Origin of the sequence: Alteromonas sp. Mac1, assembly GCF_001562125.1 — a bacterium.
In the GTDB taxonomy this organism is placed as follows: Bacteria; Pseudomonadota; Gammaproteobacteria; order Enterobacterales; family Alteromonadaceae; genus Alteromonas; species Alteromonas stellipolaris.
The window spans coordinates 133,853-151,577 of record NZ_CP013932.1; the positions used below are offsets into that span (position 1 = coordinate 133,853).

The window sequence follows — 17,725 nt, forward strand, 5'->3', positions numbered from 1 at the left end:
ATATTGCGGTGTGCCATTGCAAAGCACAGCTGTTGGCCTGTTGAAGTTCGTATAACTTCAAGAAAACCGATAGTTATATAAAAATGGATTAGGTAAAAATGATTAATTTTGGGTGTATGGTTAATTTTTCTAACCAATCATATTTTGGTTATTCGAGGCCTTGCTGACCTGGAGTGAGGCAAAAGTGAGACAAGAGCAAAGCAAGATCTTAGCAAGGGCGAAATAGGAATAAAGCGGTATGCCTTTGCACCGTGACAATCTTAATGAATAGCCATTTAGGGGGACCGCTATCGCTCTAAACGATGTGGGCAGACAATTGACGAGCGGCTTGAACTAGATTTTTTGAATAGTCTCGAGCACTTTGTTTACTTAAAAAGTCAGCGCTTATCACTACACTTATTGCCGCAATAGGCTCGTTTCTTAAATTCAATACTGGCGCGGCAATGCAGCAATAATGGCTACCGTTTTCTCGCTGAGTCACCGCATACCCCAAGCGTTTAGCCCGTGCTAACTCCTCGTGTATCTTTGGCAACTGGTTGCTGATACTAGGGTCGTGCTTTTGCTCTACATCAAAGTAGTTTTTTTGTAGTACTGGAGATTGCATAGACAAGATGGCTACCCCAGATGCAGAGCAATGCATGGCAGTGGTTTGCCCTAAATGGAAGGTTAAAGGGCCGCTCAGTGAAGAGTCTACCTTTGCTACTGTTACCACCCGATTACCTACTGGGGAATACAAAAAGATAGATTTATGAATTTCGTTTTTTAAAATTTCAGCCACGGGATAGAAGAACGGGATGATGCTTTGTTTGTTGTAAATCGTAGAGGCAATTTGAAAGATTTTAGAGCCAATGCAGTAGGCTTTTTTACGATTTGGATCTAGGGCAATCATCTGATGCTCTAACAACGCGTTAATAATACGGTGCCCACTGGCCGGCGGCATGTCTAGCTGAGAGCAAATTTCAGAAAGGGTTAAGGGGTATGACGATGTAGCAATTAAATTCATCATTAAAATAGAGGCATCTACAGCCGGCGCTTTTGATTTTGCTTTTAACGTTTCCATCGACCATTTGCCGCTATTTTATATATAAAAAAATAATCTTACGTTATCTGGTGTAGTAAGGCCAGCAGGTAGGTAAGGCAAATCTAAGATTAGCTTAAGATAGAACTCGGCTAGATGTAAGTAAATAAAGCCCTCTAGGCCACAAAATTAGGTGGGGGCAATCAAAAGCAACGGCTAGTTGGCTATTTCAATGTATGAAATAAACAGAAGTTTAATACTTTATGCATTAATTTGACTTCAAAAAATAAAGAATACACCGCTAATTTTTCCATATATGGAATCAATATTCTAAATATAATAAAAGTTTGACTTGAAATTTTAACCCTGCTTACAATGGATTAACTAAGATTTAAGGCCTGCCCAATGAGAATCGAAAAGAACTTTATTAACAATGAATTTGTTAGCTCTACTCAAAATTCATTAATAGACGTTTATGATCCTGCAACTGAAGTGCTTATTGCTCAGGTTCCAGCGGCAAGCCCAGAAGAAGCTGCATCGGCAATTGAAAGTGCTACAGAAGCACAGCGCGCATGGCGAAAGCTTACCAGCATAGAACGTGGTGGTTACTTACAGAAGTTGGCTGACACCCTGGTATTACGCAAAGATGATATTGGTGCTGCGCTGGCTGAAGAGTCAGGAAAGAGCCTAGAAGACGCGACCAACGAAGCTGTGTATGCCGCTGATATAACTCGTTATCATGCTGAATGGGCGCGCCGTATCGAGGGTGAAATTATTCCCAGCGATACTCCAGATGAAAACCTGTTATTGCAACGAGAAGCTATTGGCGTTGTGGTGGCATTAATCCCGTTTAACTACCCTGTTTACACATTTCTTCGCAAAATTGCACCGGCTCTTATTACCGGAAATACGGTGGTAGTTAGGCCCAGTAACAACACGCCTTGTTCAGCATTTGCCATTGCCAAAGTTATTCAAGAAGCGGGCATTCCTAAGGGTGTAGTGAACGTACTTACCATGACCCACGCTACGGCGGAATTGGTGTGTACACACCCTAAAGTAGGCATGATTACCCTTACGGGAAGCGTTGGCGCTGGGCGCAAGGTTCTAGAGTACTCGCAAGTTAATATTGCTAAATCGTCGTTGGAACTAGGCGGAAAAACCCCCGCGATTGTTGAGCCAGATGCCGACTTAGAAAAAGCGGCAAGAGAAATCGTTGGTTCTAAAAATACCAACTGCGGCCAGCTTTGTACTGCGGTAGAGCGGGCTTACGTACACGAAGATATCTACGATGAATTTGTAGCCTTGCTGCATAAGAACATGAAAAGCCAACAGTTTGGTAGCCGTGTAGACAACCCTGGTTTCATGGGGCCATTAGTTAACGGCAATGCGCGATTGAACATTCATCAAATGGTGGAAAGAGCGATTGATGATGGGGCTAACCTAGAGCTTGGTGGTTTCATTCCTGAAGGCAAAGGCTATTTCTATCCGCCGACCTTACTGACTAATTGCCGCCAAGATATGGAAATCGTTCAAGAAGAGATATTTGGACCTGTATTACCTGTTTTGAAATATTCAAATGTAGATGAAGCACTGGCGTTAGCTAACGATCACCAGTTCGGTTTGGCGTCAGTGATTTACACCGAAAACTATCGTACCGCAATGAAAGTGGCGAACGAAATGGAAGCCGGTGAAGTGTACATCAACCGTACTCCTTCCGACCCTTATCAAGGCTTTCACGCCGGGTGGAAACGCTCAGGTTTAGGCGGCGATGATGGTAAGCATGGCATGCTGGAATACACGCAAACTCGCTTAGTTGTTCTTAAATACTAGTTTTGAATCAATAGTTTATTCAACCCAAATACGTTAGTGCTCGTTCGATAAAAGTTTGCGCTTATACATCAGTTTTGCTGGCAACAATGCCAAACTGCTACACAATTTAAAAACTCGCACCATGGTGCGGGTTAAAAAAAGGTAAAACCATGAAAGTTGTTTCTTGTGAATCTTATGTCGTTGCTACGCCGCCTCCTCACGTTGGGGGTATGTACTGGATTTTTGTTTCACTTAGAACCGACTGTGGTATTGAAGGTATTGGTGAGGTTTACGCCGCTACCTTTCACCCTAGTGTAATGACTCATGCAATTGAAGATGTGTTCGATCGCTACCTAAAAGGTTTCGACCCCCATCATGTAGAGCGCTTTTTTCGTGCAGCGTATTCTAGCGGCTTCACACAGCGCCCCGACTTAAGCATGATGGGCGTGGTCAGCGGGTTAGAAATGGCGTGCTGGGATATTATCGGTAAGGCAGCAGGCAAGCCTGTTTACGAACTTATTGGCGGAAAAATTCACGATAAACTTCGTACTTATACCTACCTTTACCCTGAAAATGAAGACGGCGATTACGATTACGACAATCTTGAGCTGGCGGTTGAATGTGCCGAAAAAAATATGGAGCAAGGTTTCACTGCATTGAAGTTTGACCCCGTAGGGCCTTATGGGAATTACTGTGGTCATCAACTGTCTTTAGAAGCTATTGATAAAGCCGCTACTTTCTGCGAGCGAATTCGCAAAACTGTGGGTAATAAGTGCGACTTACTGATGGGTACCCATGGTCAAATGACGCCAGCAGGGGCTATTCGTTTAGCCAAACGCCTCGAACCGTTCGATCCTTTGTGGTTTGAGGAGCCTGTTCCTCCTGGTCAAGCATCGGCCATGGCCGAAGTGGCCAAAAATACCAGCATTCCAGTGGCTACCGGCGAGCGCTTAACCACGAAATACGAGTTCTTCGATTTACTTAAGCATGGCGCTGCGTCTATTTTGCAAATGAATTTGGGCCGAGTAGGCGGCATTCTAGAGGCTAAGAAGATAGCCAGTATTGCAGAAGTACATTACGCCCAAATAGCCCCCCATTTATACAATGGCCCAGTTGGTGCGGCTGCTAGTGTGCAGCTTGCCACTGCTACGCCAAACTTCCTTATTCAAGAAAGCATTATGACGTGGGACGGTTTTCATGCCGACGTTCTACAACAAAAAATTGAATGGAAAGACGGCTACATAATTCCGTCTACCAAGCCTGGCTTGGGTGTTGAGTTAAATATGGATGTGGTGAAAGCACATTCGCCCTACACAGGCAAAGCACTACATTTATCCATGGATGCCAAGCCCTACGATGTGAAAGAACAGTCTAATCAAGACTGGAAACGGTAGGCGCATATGAGTATCTCTGAGTACGACTTTATCATTACCGGTGCAGGGTCAGCAGGATGTATTCTTGCTGATAGGCTCAGTGAGTCTGGTGACTATTCCGTACTCTTAATTGAAGCTGGGGGGAAAAACCGCTTACCTTGGATTAAGTTGCCTATTGGTTTTGCGAAAACCTATTATCACCCCACCTACAATTATATGTATTACAGTGAAGAAGAGCCGAACATGGCGGGGCGTAAAATGTATGCCCCACGTGGTAAAGGGCAAGGCGGCTCGGGCTCCATCAATGCAATGATATATGTACGGGGGCAAGCCTCAGACTTCGATGCGTGGGCACAAGCTGGCAACGAAGGCTGGTCGTATGCCGATGTATTACCTTATTTTAAAAAGCTAGAGCGACACCCCTTAGGCGACACCGAACACCATTCTGGCAGTGGAAAGGTGGGTATTACTCAAATGAAAAAAGGGGCACATCCTTTTTGTAGTCATTATTTGAAAGGCGCTGAACAGCTTGGCTTCACATTAAATGACGACTTTAATGGTGCCCAGTTTGAAGGGATAGGTATTTACGATGCCAATATCTACAAAGGCTTTCGCCATTGCAGTAACTCGGCGCACCTCAAGCCTGCACTAAAGCGCCCTAACTTGCATGTATTGCGCGATACGGTGGTCGAAAAAGTCTTATTCAATGAAGACAACCATGCTTATGGTGTACAAGTAAATACCGCGGGTGTTAAGCAAACCCTTAAGGCGAAAAGAGAAATTGTGCTGTCAGCTGGCGCAGTAGACTCGCCAAAATTACTTCAGCTTTCAGGGGTTGGAGATACTCGCTTACTCGATAAGTATGGTATTCCTGTTGTCACTCATTCTCCTGCTGTAGGCCAAAACCTTCAAGATCACTTATGTGTTAGTTACTACTTCAAAGCAAAAGTAAAAACATTGAACGACGATTTGGGGTCGTTGTTCGGGCAAGCTAAAGCGGCGTTACAGTATGTATTTACACGTAGCGGGCCTTTATCGATAAGCGTTAACCAAGGTGGAGGCTTTGTAAAAGGGTCAGATACCGAAACGCTGCCTAATCTTCAGTTGTACTTCAACCCCATGTCATATCAAATTCCGGCCGACCCTAATGCTAAGTTAGCGCCGGACCCTTATTCAGGGTTTTTAGTCGCGTTTAATTCTTGCCGACCAAGCAGTAAAGGCACGGTAGAGTTGTCATCGAACAATCCCAGCGATAAGCCATTTATCCGCCCCAATTATTTATCCACCGAGAAAGACATAGAAGAAGTGCGTCAAGGGAGCCGACTCATCAGGCGCTTAATGCAAGCTCCCGCGTTAAAAGCGGTTACCGCAGAAGAAGTAAAACCGGGTGATGCTGTTAATGATGACGATAGCATGCTGCAGTACTTTAGAGAGCAAGGCGGTTCGATTTACCACCTATGCGGAACCTGTGCCATGGGACCTGAGCAAAGTAATGCAGTCGTAGATGCAAGACTGAAAGTTCATGGTGTTACCGGCCTTCGTGTTGTAGATGCTTCCATTTTTCCAAATATCACGTCGGGCAACATCAACGCACCAGTAATGATGGTGGCTGAAAAAGGCGCCGATTTAATTTTAGAAGACCAAATAAATCACTAGTTTTGGCTTATTACATTTTTCATGAAAAGTAAATTTAAGCTTGGCTTAGTTTTCTATAAACGACCAAAAAGTGATTATTACGTCAAAGATATTTTAATTTCTAATTAGTGTTAACTTTTTCAATTTAATTCTATTCACTTGTTGTGTTGAAAATTAATAAAAATGGCAGTGATATTAAAGGTGGTCGCGTCAATATTTCCATTTATATGTGAAATTTTTTAACCGACTTGCGCATAGGTTAGAAATTTTAATGAATAATCAAATAATGCTCAATTGTGCCTTTGTCATATTTAGATTTATGATTGATGAATAAATGAGCAAAAAAGTATCAAGAGGTTTTTATACATGCCATCCACGTTGTTGAATAAATCAGATCCTGCGAACTTTTCACTCGAAGATTGGGTAAGTATTGCAGAAGATTTGGAAATACAATCTGACTTATTCATAAATGGTAATTATGTTTCTGCAAAAGGTGGCGAAACCTTTGATTCCATTAATCCGGCAAATGGCGAAGTTAACGCTAAGGTTGCATCAGCAAGTGATGCAGATGTCGATGCAGCCGTAAGTTCTTGTAAAGCGGCTTGGGATGATGGGCGCTGGAGACACATGCCTCCTCGTGAGCGGATGAATGTTCTTTTACGATTGGCTGACCTGGTAGATGAACATGCGGGCGAACTCGCATTACTAGACAGTTTAGACATGGGTAAGCCCATTACCGATTGCTTAACTATTGATATACCCGAAGTGTCAGTGTCACTACGATTCTTTGCTGAGTGTATTGATAAGGTAAGTGGTTCGGTCACCAACACCGAAAATAATGCATTGCATATGATTCAGCACGAACCACTAGGCATAGTGGGGGCCATTTCGGCATGGAATTACCCGTTACTGATGGCTATTTGGAAAGTGGCACCTGCGTTAGCTGCAGGTAACTGCGTTGTATTGAAGCCTTCAGAACAAGCTCCACTGAGTTGCACGCGATTAGCTCAACTGTTTATCGAAGCTGGCGGGCCTGTAGGCGTTTTTAATGTAGTCAATGGTTATGGCCATATTGCCGGTAAGGCATTAGCACTGCATATGGATGTAGCCAAAATAAGTTTTACAGGGTCTACCGCGGTTGGCAAAAAGCTAATGATGTACTCCGGTGAATCAAATTTGAAACGTGTGGCATTAGAAACGGGTGGTAAAAGCCCGCAAATATTCATGCCAGACCTCGCTGACTTAGATCAGGCTGTAGATATTGCCATCGCTGGCATCTACGACAACGTAGGCCAGGTATGTAACGCAGGCTCTCGATTACTGGTTCACAAAGACATTCACGATGCCTTTGTGGAAAAATTTATTGAGAAGAGCCGTGAAGTATACCAACCGGGTAATCCATTAGATCCAGCTACGAGTTTGGGCCCCATGGTTTCACTGCAGCAACGCCAAGGCGTATTAGAAAAAATTGAAGCAGGTAGTAAAGAAGGCGCAAAACTGGCGTTTGGCGGAGAAGTGCCTTCAGGCTTAGAGCATGGCGCCTATATACAGCCAGCACTATTTACCCAAGTTACGTCTGATATGTCTATTGCTCAAGAAGAAATTTTCGGCCCTGTTGTGGCGTTAATTCCCTTCGATGACGAAGCGCAAGCACTAAAGATTGCGAACGATTCTAAATATGGATTGGCGGCGGGCTTGTGGACTTCTGACTTAAATACCGCGCACAGAATGACAAAGTCGATTGAAGCCGGTGTGATTTGGGTGAACTGCTTTGGTGACGGAGACATGACACAGCCGTTTGGTGGTTATAAACAGTCGGGTAACTCTAGAGATAAGTCCCTTGAGTGTTTCACTGCCTACACCCAAAGTAAATCGACCTGGATAAACCTAGCTTAAAAGCAACCGTAAACTAATTCAAATAACCAAGAAGTAAGGCATTAAAGCCCAAGCATTAAAGCCCAAGCAGTAAAGCCCAAGCAGTAAAAAGGTACCCTAAGTAACAACATAACGAGCGTGTAAGAGAATTATAATAAAAATTGGAGATATTCATGAAAATGTTAAGAAAGACGAAAGTCAATTATGCAGTATGTATAGCGATGGCGGCTGCTGTAGATGTTCCTCTAGCGTTTGCGGATATTCAAGAAACACAGCAAGCAACTGAACAAGTTGCTGAGGAAACACAACCCACTAAAAAGCCCAAACGGGCAGCTATTGAGCTTATTGAAGTAACGGCAACCCGCCGGGCTCAAAGTATTCAAAGTGTACCTATTTCAGTTACCGCACTGAGTGAAAGGGCCCTTAAAGAAAACAACATTTCTAAGTTCGATGATTATATAGAAATGATCCCTAGCGCAAGCATGGGTGGACGTGGTCCGGGTCAGTCTGACGTTTATATTCGCGGATTAGCATTAGGCCATAATGGTATTACCGGTACTGAGTTTACCCCAGCACCAACAGTAGGCTTATACCTAGATGACATGCCAATTAGTGCAACAGGGCGTAACCTAGATGTTTACGTCACTGACGTTGAACGTTTGGAAGTTCTGGCTGGTCCACAGGGCACTTTATTCGGTGCGAGTGCGCAAGCAGGTGCATTGCGCATTATTACAAACAAGCCGGATTCTGGCGGCTTTGATGCAGGTTTCGAACTCGATTATTCACAAACCAAAGGCGGCGATGACAGCACTTCGATTGAAGGCTTTGTCAATATTCCTATCATTGAAGATGAGTTGGCGGTACGTATTACTGCATACAATGATAAGCAAGGTGGCTATATTGACAACGTCTACAGCACGTTCACGCTAGACCCAACTATAAACCCTAACGCAAACCCAGACTTTTTTAATAATGGTGATGTTGAGCAAGGCTTAAAAGACCAATGGGTAGACGCCACCTATACCGAAATAGATAACGAAGAGTTTGTTGAAGACGATTTCAACGACAGCGAATATATTGGGGTTCGTTTCGGCGTTAGCTGGGAACCAACAACTGATTTCAGTATCTTGTTACAACACACCCATCAAGACTTAGACGTTGATGGCGTATTTGATTACGATCCAACATTAGGCGAAATGAACGTTGCACGCTTCGATGATGACAGGCTGGAAGATAGCTTTGACTTAACCTCTTGGACTATCGAGAAGCAGTTAGAATACGTAGACATTGTTTATACCGGTGGTTATTTAGATCGTGATATCTATCAAACCGTTGACTACATTGGTTACAACAACAGTGGTGCATTTGCCGCCGATTATTACACCTGTACTTACACCGAAGTAAGACAGTGTTTAGATCCAAGCAAGCGCTTTGTAGGTCAGGTAACTAACGAACGTTTAACGCATGAAATTCGTTTCAGCTCGCCTTATGATAAGCCGGTGCGTGGTGTGCTTGGCTTGTTCTATGACGATCAAACTATTACCCACGATGGTGAGTATGATTACGCCGCTGCACCAGAGCTTGGTTTCTTCCAAAATAGACCAAACGTAGGCTCTACGGCGAACAACCCTGACTTTAGAGAACCAGGTGTTACCTTCATTAACGACTTAACACGTGAAGAACAGCAAACGGCTATTTTTGGTGAACTAGCGTGGGATATTACCGATAAACTTACCGCCACAGCTGGTTTACGTTATTACGAACTAGAAGCGACCTTCTTAGGTTCATCTGCCTTTGCCAACACTAGCGTGTTTGGCGCGACAGAAGACTTCCCTGACTACGGCCGTAACTATGATGTTAGCTTGGCTGATATCTCGCCGCTAAAACAAGATGGCACCATTACTAAATTCACGTTGGACTATCAGTTCAGTAAAGATATTTTGGTTTACGCTACGTACTCAGAAGGTTACCGCGCAGGTGGATTCAACCGACTGTCTGGCCCGGCAATTAACACCAATAACCTACCTGAGTTCGAAGACTTCGTGGTACCAGATACCTACGAAAGTGATGAAGTGGTTAACATGGAGCTGGGTTGGAAAACCACGTTTAACAACGGTAACCTGAAGATTAATGGTGCAATTTACAAAATTGATTGGGACAACATCCAAGTCGCCATTCTTGATAGTGCCAACATCTTACAGTTAACCTTTACTGACAACGTGGCTGACGCAGAAATTCTAGGTATAGAACTTGATGCAGCATGGACTGCAACCGACAACTTAACCCTATTCGCCGCTGTGTCTAACAACCATTCTGAAATTACCGATTTAGTCAGTGGTATTTCGTTTACATTGGCACCAGAGGGTAGCGAATTAGCATTGTCGCCCGAGCTTAACTACAGCTTGCGTGGACGATATGATTGGACGGTGAAAAACGTAGATGCTTACGGTCAAGTCACCCTTCAATATACTGACGAGAGCTATAGCTCCATGTATATTGATGCCCGTGAAAAGCAAGACAGCTACACATTAGTTAATGCTTCAGTAGGTGCAAACTTTGATGAGTGGGGAGTTGAACTATACGTTGATAACCTTACTGATGAAATTGCAGAAAAGTACATTAACACCATCGATGATATAAGACGGGTAACCACCAATCGCCCTCGTACCATTGGTATGCGTGTGTCTTATGCGTTTAACTAATGTAAATAGCTAGACAACACGTATCAAGAAGCGGCTTACCCATAGCCGCTTTTTGTTTATAAATGTAAGTCATGTATGCTAAATCTGTGTTTGTCTAAATAGGCAACTGCCAGTCTTTATAGGTAGCTTGGCATTTTAGTTAAGATTAGTGTAATAAGTGATTGAGCTGGAGTAACGTATATGGGTGTTTCTGAACCCACAAATTCTGAAGGTAAAACCAAGCAGTTTAGTAATGTTAGTAGCATGAGTGATAGCATCACTGAAGCCAAATTGTTGCTGCAAAAAAAGCAATTTTCAAACGCACTAGCCATTACCTCAAACCTACTCACTCGTTATCCAGACAACATTGAAGCGCTGTATTTAACGGCGGTATGTCAGCGTTACTTACAACAGCCCCAGCAAGCATTAGCTACACTGAATACACTTAAAAGCTACCATCCAAATTACGCGAGGGCCTATCAAGAAGAAGGCCACAACTACCGGCTGAGTAATAGCCAAGCCGCTATTAGTGCGTATGAAAAAGCAGTACAACTGAATGCCGCACTGATTGCGAGTTGGAAAAATTTAAACGAGCTATATCGCGCAGAGGGCCAAATATGGTCTGCGGATCATGCCCAAAATCAAGTGGATTATTGGTCTGGTATGCCACAAGCGTTGGTGAGCGTAAGTAGTTTAATCAACGAAGATAACGTGGTTAAAGCGGAAGAAATATGTCGCTTTTTCCTTAAAACACAGCCTAAACATACCGAAGCGATGCGCTTGCTTGCTGCTATTGGTGTGAAACATAAAGTGTTAGACGACGCCGAGTTTTTGCTTGAAAGCTGTTTGCACTTCGACCCTGAGTTTCATCAAGCACGATTAGATTACGTCAATGTTTTGCATAAAAGACAACGCTACGAAAAAGCCTTAGAGCAAGCACTACTTTTGCGCAGTAAGTCACCAAATGATGTGCGCTATCAAATGGCCGTAGCGAATGAAAGCCAAGCCGTAGGCGAGTTTAATCAAGCTATTCATATTTATCGTGAAATACTCAATCAGCTACCAGATAATTCAGGTGTACTCATTATGTTGGGGCACGCGTACAAAACGGTAGGGGAAACCGACAATGCCGTTGCCGCTTATCAAAAAGCGGGTGCGTGCCAAGAGAATTTTGGCGATGCATTTTGGAGCCTAGCGAATCTTAAAACATACAGCTTTAGCGCCGATGAAATTACGACTATGCAAGCTCGTGAGCAAGCGTCCGATACCCCCTTTGAAGATAGATTTCATTTAAGCTTTGCGTTAGGGAAAGCATTTGAAGATGCTGGCGATTACTCACAAGCCTTTTCCTATTATGCCAAAGGGAATGCGCTTAAAAAGCAGCAGTTGGGCTATCAAGCTGCGCGGGTAGATGCTGAATGTAAGGCACAGATAGAAGTATGTACGCCCGCGCTGTTTTCGCAACACGCACCTCCTTCGAACACGCCGAACCCCCCGAGCATACAAACGAGCCAGGCAACGCCAATTTTTATAGTGGGCCTGCCCCGTGCTGGTTCTACCTTGTTAGAACAAATATTGTCTTCCCATTCTATGGTTGATGGCACCATGGAATTGCCTAACATAATGTCACTTTCTCATCGATTAAATGGCCGTGGCGGTATTGATAAGCCAAAGCGTTACCCGCAAGTTCTCGCTGAACTTTCTGCAGAGCAGTTAGGCAAATTTGGCGAAGAATTTATTAGAGATACAGAAGTTTATCGCCAAGGAGCTCCTTTCTTTATAGATAAAATGCCAAATAACTTTAGGCATATAGGGCTTATTCATCTCATTTTACCGAATGCGATAATTATTGATGCGCGACGAGACCCTATGTCATGCGGGTTTAGTATCTTTAAGCAGTTGTTTGCGGAAGGACAGGAATTTAGCTACAACCTTGAAGATATTGGAAAGTACTACAATAATTATGTTGAGCTTATGGCGCACTGGAACACGACGCTACCAGGTAAAATTTTAAAGATGCAATATGAAGACATAGTCACCGATTTTGAAGAACAAGTACGTAAATTGCTTGATTTTTGCGGGCTACCCTTTGAAGAGAGTTGTTTAAATTTTTACAAAACCAAACGCTCAGTAAGAACCGCTAGTGCTGAGCAGGTTCGCCAGCCTATTTATCAAAGCGGAATGCAGCAATGGAAGCATTTTGAATCAGATTTAGGGCCATTAAGTACTTTGGTGTCAGCATTAACGTAGCCATTAATAGCCAAAGCTAGCTTATTTGCGGCACGGTACGACTTAGGTGTTATACTTTAGTATAATGCTATAGCCGTTGCAGTAACCCGAAAGGATGCATTGTGGTCAATAAAGTCTCCAAATCAGCACTCTTTATTTCTATTTTCTGCGTATTATTTATAGGTATCTTGGCGGTATTAGCCAATATCTTGTGGATAGAAACTAAGCGGTTTAGTCATGACGCTATCAGCCAACAATTCGATGTCCTGCATCAAAATTTTCAGAGCGAAATAAACCACGTCATATTGGATGCGCGTTCAATCGCTATTCAAGAAAGTAAAAGTACCCTTATTGTTGATTCACTCGTTGAAGGCGATGCTAAGCGGTACCTTACTGCACATTGGTCAGCACTGTTCGATGCGTACCCAAGTTTACAGCAAATTCGTTATATTGCGCTTGATGGTAATGAACAACTGCGCGCTGAAAAATCAGCCGAAAGCCTGATTTGGCGAGACACCAAAGACCTGCAAAACAAAGCTGATCGGTATTATTTTATTGAAGCCGTTGAGTCACCTAAAGACTATTACATATCGCCCTTAGATTTAAACAAGGAGCGGGGAATAATAGAGCTCCCTTATCGCCCAACTATCAGAAGTGTTGCTAAATACCGCGTTGATGGAGAAGTTTTAGGGTTAGTTGTATTGAATTTTGATTTGCGTGAATTGTTTTCACGCCTAAAAGCGCTGCAATCCACAAGCGCGCATTGGCTAATAAACCCTGATGGATTCTTTTTATCTTCACCGAATAACTCAGCGTGGGGCTGGCTGCTCGACAGGCCTAAAAACCAAGTAAGTATGCAGTTTCCAGGTTTTGAAAAACGCTTTAATGGCAGCGAAGATGATACCCCAGACGGCAATTTTACGAGCCGATTCAAACACGGCATTATTCCTATTGGTAAAAGAAATACTGACGATACAGACATTGAAGATGCTTACTACTGGTTAGTCATGGAAAAGCCCACTGAGGCCGTGGCGTATTTGGAGCGAACCAAGCACTTTTTTATTTTCGGCTTTGTTGCCGCAGCTTTGTTTTTAATAGGTTTGGCGTACTTATTGATACGACTGCTTAATCAATTGAGCTTGGAAAAAGAGCTTGCCATAAAGGCAAAAAATAAAGCCAATAATGCCGAGAAATCCAAAGCCGATTTTCTTGCCAGAATGTCACATGAAATTCGAACCCCTATGAATGGTGTATATGGCCTACTTCAAATCACGTTGGGTGAGCGTAACTACAAAAAAATCAACGATAATATAGAGCAAGCTATCACAAGCTTTTCTTTATTAAGCCGAATTATTGATGACGTGCTCGATTTTTCTAAAATTGAAGCTGGGAAACTCGATATGGTTGAGGCACCGTTTCGTTTAGATAGTTTGCTTAATCAAGTTGGCAAAATGATGGGCCGTGCTGCTTACGGTAAACACATTGAACTATGGATTGATGTTGATCCTAAATGCCCTAAACATGTTGTGGGCGATGCGGTTAGGCTCAATCAAATTATCAGTAACTTAATTAGCAACGCCATTAAGTTTACCTCTCGCGGGGAAGTAAACTTAAGCGTTGAACTATTAGGCGAAAACGAAGACACCGTTCAGTTAGGATTTGAGGTTCAAGATACGGGTATTGGCATGACTGAAAAGCAAGCCAATCAAGTATTTGGGGCGTTTACTCAAGCTAGCCGCGATACCAATACTAAGTTCGGCGGTACAGGGCTGGGGCTAAGTATAGCGAAGCAACTTGTTGAAATGATGCACGGAAAAATTGGTGTGGTGAGCCAGCAGGGTAAAGGCAGTAAATTCCATTTCAATGTGTTGCTTAAAAAAGCTTCGGCAGCGCAAGCAGAAAGCTTAAGTGAGCAAGATGTCGTGTCTTATCAGGCGATAGTGCTTACGCAAAATGTGAACGTAGAAACTGGCATTCAGCGCCAATGTTCTGTTCTTGGATGGCCGTCCTATGTCGCGAAAAGTGTTGAAGACTTAATGTCTCATAAAGTGTCGAATAGCCTACCTAGGGTAGTTATCATTGATGAAGCAATCTTGAGCGTTATAAGTAAAGAAGCATTGGCAGATTGGCAGCAAGAACAAAAAGAAATTACCCATTTAGTTGTGGTTTCACACAACACAGAAAGCTTTGATAAAAATAGCTTGGTGTTATTCGATGACCTCTTATACAAGCCATTCACGCCTTCTACGTTGTACGACACGGTTATTTCGTGTAATCAATCTACCGATGAATTAGCGCAAAAGCCTGTGGTTGAAGATGATGAAAAGCTGTTGGCTAAAAGGTTAGTGCTGGTGGTAGAGGATAACCCCATTAATCAGCAAGTTGCGGGCGCAATGCTTAAAAGCGCAGGGGCTATTGTTAAATTTGCCGAGAACGGACAAGAGTGTTTAGATCTTCTCCTAAGTGGGTTTAAACCTCACTTAATATTGATGGACATGCAAATGCCAATTATGGGCGGCGTAGAAGCCGCAGAGCACATTCGCGCAAATGCTACCTGGGACAATATACCTATTCTGGCTATGACAGCTAACGCCATGGAAGCTGACAGAAAGCGTTGTATCGATGCCGGTATGCAAGGGCATATTGTTAAGCCCGTGGTGAAACAAGATCTTATCACGCAGGTGAAGTTGAGGCTTACCGACAACTAGTATTTTCACTATCCAGCAAAGGCCGATGGCGCTAGCTTCTTCGGCCTACTCAATTACCTCATTTATATTTTGAATACGTCACAATGCCGATCATTTTTACTTAAAGATCGCGCATTGTGATAATTATGTAAATGCTAATAATTATCATTTGCGATCCATCTCTACTTACGTATAATCCTCTGCGACTAAAAACTAAACCAAAATCACTGTAGAGAACACAATGAAACTGACCACGCTCTTTGCGCTTACCCCCATCGCGCTTGCTTTTTCGATTAACGCTCAAGAAATTCAACCAGACACAGCAACTGTAGAAGAGTCTCAGGTAGAGAAAATTCACATTGTTGGTGTACGTCAAAACCGCGTAAGTCGCGGGGCAACTGGCTTGACAATGGAGCTAAGCGAAACGCCTCAGTCAATTAGCCTTATCTCTGAAGAGTTGATGCAGTCGTTTGGTGCCTACAATGTTAACGATGCACTTAAACTTGCGCCGGGTATTAACGTAGAAGAGTGGGAAACGAACCGAACGAACTACACCGCCCGTGGTTTTGAAATTAAAAATACGCAAATTGATGGCGTAGGTTTACCTAACGATTGGGGTATTGTAACGGGCGCACTTGAAGCTTACGGCTATGAAAAAATTGAAGTTATTCGTGGTGCGAACGGCTTACTAACCGGTGTTGGGAATGCATCTGGTACATTAAACTATGTACGCAAGCGCCCCACCAATGAAGAAGGCGGTGAAGTCACAGTGAGCGCAGGATCGTTTGATTTTAAACGCTTGCAGGCTGATTACTCTACTTTGCTAACCGAAGATGGCCGTTGGGCTGCACGTTTTGTAGGTGCTATAGAAGATAAAGAGTCTTACTTGGATGGCCTAGAGAACGATCGCACCTTTTTATATGGCGTAGTAGATGGGCAACTTACCGATAACGCCACCATTACCTTGGGCTACTCTTACCAAGACGCTAACACGGATGGAAACAATTGGGGCGGGTTAGTATTTAATTACACCGACGGCACACAAGCCGAGTGGGATGTTAGTGATACCACAGCGCAAGAGTGGGCAATGTGGGACACTGAAAACACCAACGCCTTCGTTGAATTCGATTATATTTTCGATAACGACTGGCAAGTAAAAGTAAGCTACAACTACCGTGGCTACGAAGAACAAGATAAGTTGTTTTACGCTTACGGTGCTATCGATAAAGACACGGGCTTAGGCTTAGTAGGCTGGCCGGGTCGTTATGATTCAGACATAGACTCAAACTTAATAGAAGCGCGTACTTTTGGTACTTTCGAGCTTTTCGGTCGCCAGCATGAAGTGAATGTTGGTGTAAGCCATGCCTCAAGCAGCGACACCATGTATCAGTACGGTTTCGACTATGCCAATACGCCTGCCTACGGCGCAACCCCAGCGTTCCCGTATGCATTTGATGCCATTGCTGAGCCTGACTGGTTTGACGCGGTACTTTATTCTGACATTGAACAAGATCTTACCCGCTACTTTGGCTCTACAAAAATTAGCCTAACCGATGAATTGTTCGTTATTGCGGGCTTCAATGCGATTGATTTTGAGCGCAGTGGTAACAATGCGGGCACCACTATCGACAACGGAGAAAGTGAAGCCAGCCCTTACATTGGGGCGACCTACGCGGTAACCGAAAACATCAATACCTATGTAAGCTATTCAGATGTGTATCAGCCGCAAGAGCAATATGATTTATCTGGCCAATACTTAGCACCCACTAAAGGTAAAAACTTTGAAGCTGGTGTTAAAGCTCAGTGGTTGGACGATACCTTAATGACCACATTTGCTTATTTCACTGCTGAACAAGATGACTTAGCCTCTTTTGCAGGAATTAACCCTGAAAATGGTCAGTACTACTATGAAGGAGTGTCGGTTGAGTCTGAAGGTTTTGAAGTAGAAGTCGTTGGACAAATTACCGATGCCTTACGTGTTCAAGCATCGTATACCGCAATTGATGTAGAAGATGAAGCAGGCAACGACGCAAACCTGTGGGCTCCACGTGATGTAGTGACATTCCAATTAGGTTACGAACTGCCGGCAGTACCAGAACTAACGGTTGGTTTAGGCGGAAGATGGCAGTCTGAAATCAGCAATACTGACTACAACGTAGAGCAAGACAGCTACTTCTTAGCAAATGCCTATGCGACCTACGCGGTAACCAACGACCTTACCTTGCGTGCAAACATCAATAATATCTTTGACGAAAAATACATTACCAGCCTACACACCATAGGCTTTTATGGTGCACCAGTGAATGGTTCAGTGAGCCTGACTTACGCATTCTAAAATGTATAAAATAAGACACTAAAAAGCGCCCAAGGGCGCTTTTTTTATATATGTTGACCCGCCCTAAATAACGTTGGCGTTAG

General features: G+C 43.5%; 9 protein-coding genes. 8 read left to right on the forward strand and 1 reads right to left on the reverse strand.

Annotated elements, in window-relative coordinates; translation table 11 throughout:
- Window positions 1–295 precede the first annotated feature (295 nt).
- Window positions 296–1,060 (reverse strand): IclR family transcriptional regulator, encoded by a 765-nt coding sequence (locus AV939_RS00575; protein ID WP_061996785.1) that lies wholly within the window; start codon window positions 1,058–1,060, stop codon window positions 296–298.
- 363 nt (window positions 1,061–1,423) lie between these two features.
- Between AV939_RS00575 and aldA the strand changes: the two genes are divergently transcribed.
- The 8 genes from aldA to AV939_RS00615 all read left to right on the forward strand — a co-directional run bounded on the left by aldA (window position 1,424) and on the right by AV939_RS00615 (window position 17,642).
- A complete protein-coding gene (aldA, locus tag AV939_RS00580; RefSeq protein ID WP_057794881.1) occupies window positions 1,424–2,848 on the forward strand; it encodes an aldehyde dehydrogenase in 1,425 nt (474 codons plus the stop codon).
- A 149-nt stretch (window positions 2,849–2,997) separates the two neighbouring features.
- Window positions 2,998–4,221, forward strand: a complete 1,224-nt coding sequence (locus tag AV939_RS00585) for a mandelate racemase/muconate lactonizing enzyme family protein (RefSeq protein WP_061996787.1) — start codon at window positions 2,998–3,000, stop codon at window positions 4,219–4,221.
- A gap of 6 nt (window positions 4,222–4,227) precedes the next feature.
- Entirely contained in the window at window positions 4,228–5,856 is a 1,629-nt protein-coding gene (locus AV939_RS00590; protein ID WP_061996789.1) for a GMC family oxidoreductase, read from the forward strand.
- Between the two features lie 345 nt (window positions 5,857–6,201).
- A complete protein-coding gene (locus AV939_RS00595) occupies window positions 6,202–7,731 on the forward strand; it encodes an aldehyde dehydrogenase (protein WP_082746013.1) in 1,530 nt (509 codons plus the stop codon).
- Between the two features lie 152 nt (window positions 7,732–7,883).
- Window positions 7,884–10,412, forward strand: a complete 2,529-nt coding sequence (locus AV939_RS00600; RefSeq protein WP_057794874.1) for a TonB-dependent receptor — start codon at window positions 7,884–7,886, stop codon at window positions 10,410–10,412.
- Between the two features lie 180 nt (window positions 10,413–10,592).
- Entirely contained in the window at window positions 10,593–12,641 is a 2,049-nt protein-coding gene (locus AV939_RS00605) for a tetratricopeptide repeat-containing sulfotransferase family protein (protein ID WP_231751147.1), read from the forward strand.
- Window positions 12,642–12,742: 101 nt separating this feature from the next.
- Window positions 12,743–15,328: a hybrid sensor histidine kinase/response regulator gene (locus AV939_RS00610; protein ID WP_061996791.1), complete on the forward strand. Its 2,586-nt coding sequence runs from the start codon at window positions 12,743–12,745 to the stop codon at window positions 15,326–15,328.
- A gap of 220 nt (window positions 15,329–15,548) precedes the next feature.
- Complete coding sequence (locus AV939_RS00615; RefSeq protein WP_061996793.1) at window positions 15,549–17,642, forward strand: TonB-dependent siderophore receptor; 2,094 nt, start codon at window positions 15,549–15,551, stop codon at window positions 17,640–17,642.
- Window positions 17,643–17,725: the final 83 nt, after the last annotated feature.

Bases quoted from the DNA above. Each gene is read 5' to 3' on its own strand.
- AV939_RS00605 (WP_231751147.1), top strand. From the start codon at position 10,593: ATGGGTGTTTCTGAACCCACAAATTCTGAAGGTAAAACCAAGCAGTTT.
- AV939_RS00600 (WP_057794874.1), top strand. From the start codon at position 7,884: ATGAAAATGTTAAGAAAGACGAAAGTCAATTATGCAGTATGTATAGCG.
- AV939_RS00615 (WP_061996793.1), top strand. From the start codon at position 15,549: ATGAAACTGACCACGCTCTTTGCGCTTACCCCCATCGCGCTTGCTTTT.
- AV939_RS00575 (WP_061996785.1), bottom strand. From the start codon at position 1,060: ATGGAAACGTTAAAAGCAAAATCAAAAGCGCCGGCTGTAGATGCCTCT.
- AV939_RS00585 (WP_061996787.1), top strand. From the start codon at position 2,998: ATGAAAGTTGTTTCTTGTGAATCTTATGTCGTTGCTACGCCGCCTCCT.
- AV939_RS00595 (WP_082746013.1), top strand. From the start codon at position 6,202: ATGCCATCCACGTTGTTGAATAAATCAGATCCTGCGAACTTTTCACTC.
- aldA (WP_057794881.1), top strand. From the start codon at position 1,424: ATGAGAATCGAAAAGAACTTTATTAACAATGAATTTGTTAGCTCTACT.
- AV939_RS00590 (WP_061996789.1), top strand. From the start codon at position 4,228: ATGAGTATCTCTGAGTACGACTTTATCATTACCGGTGCAGGGTCAGCA.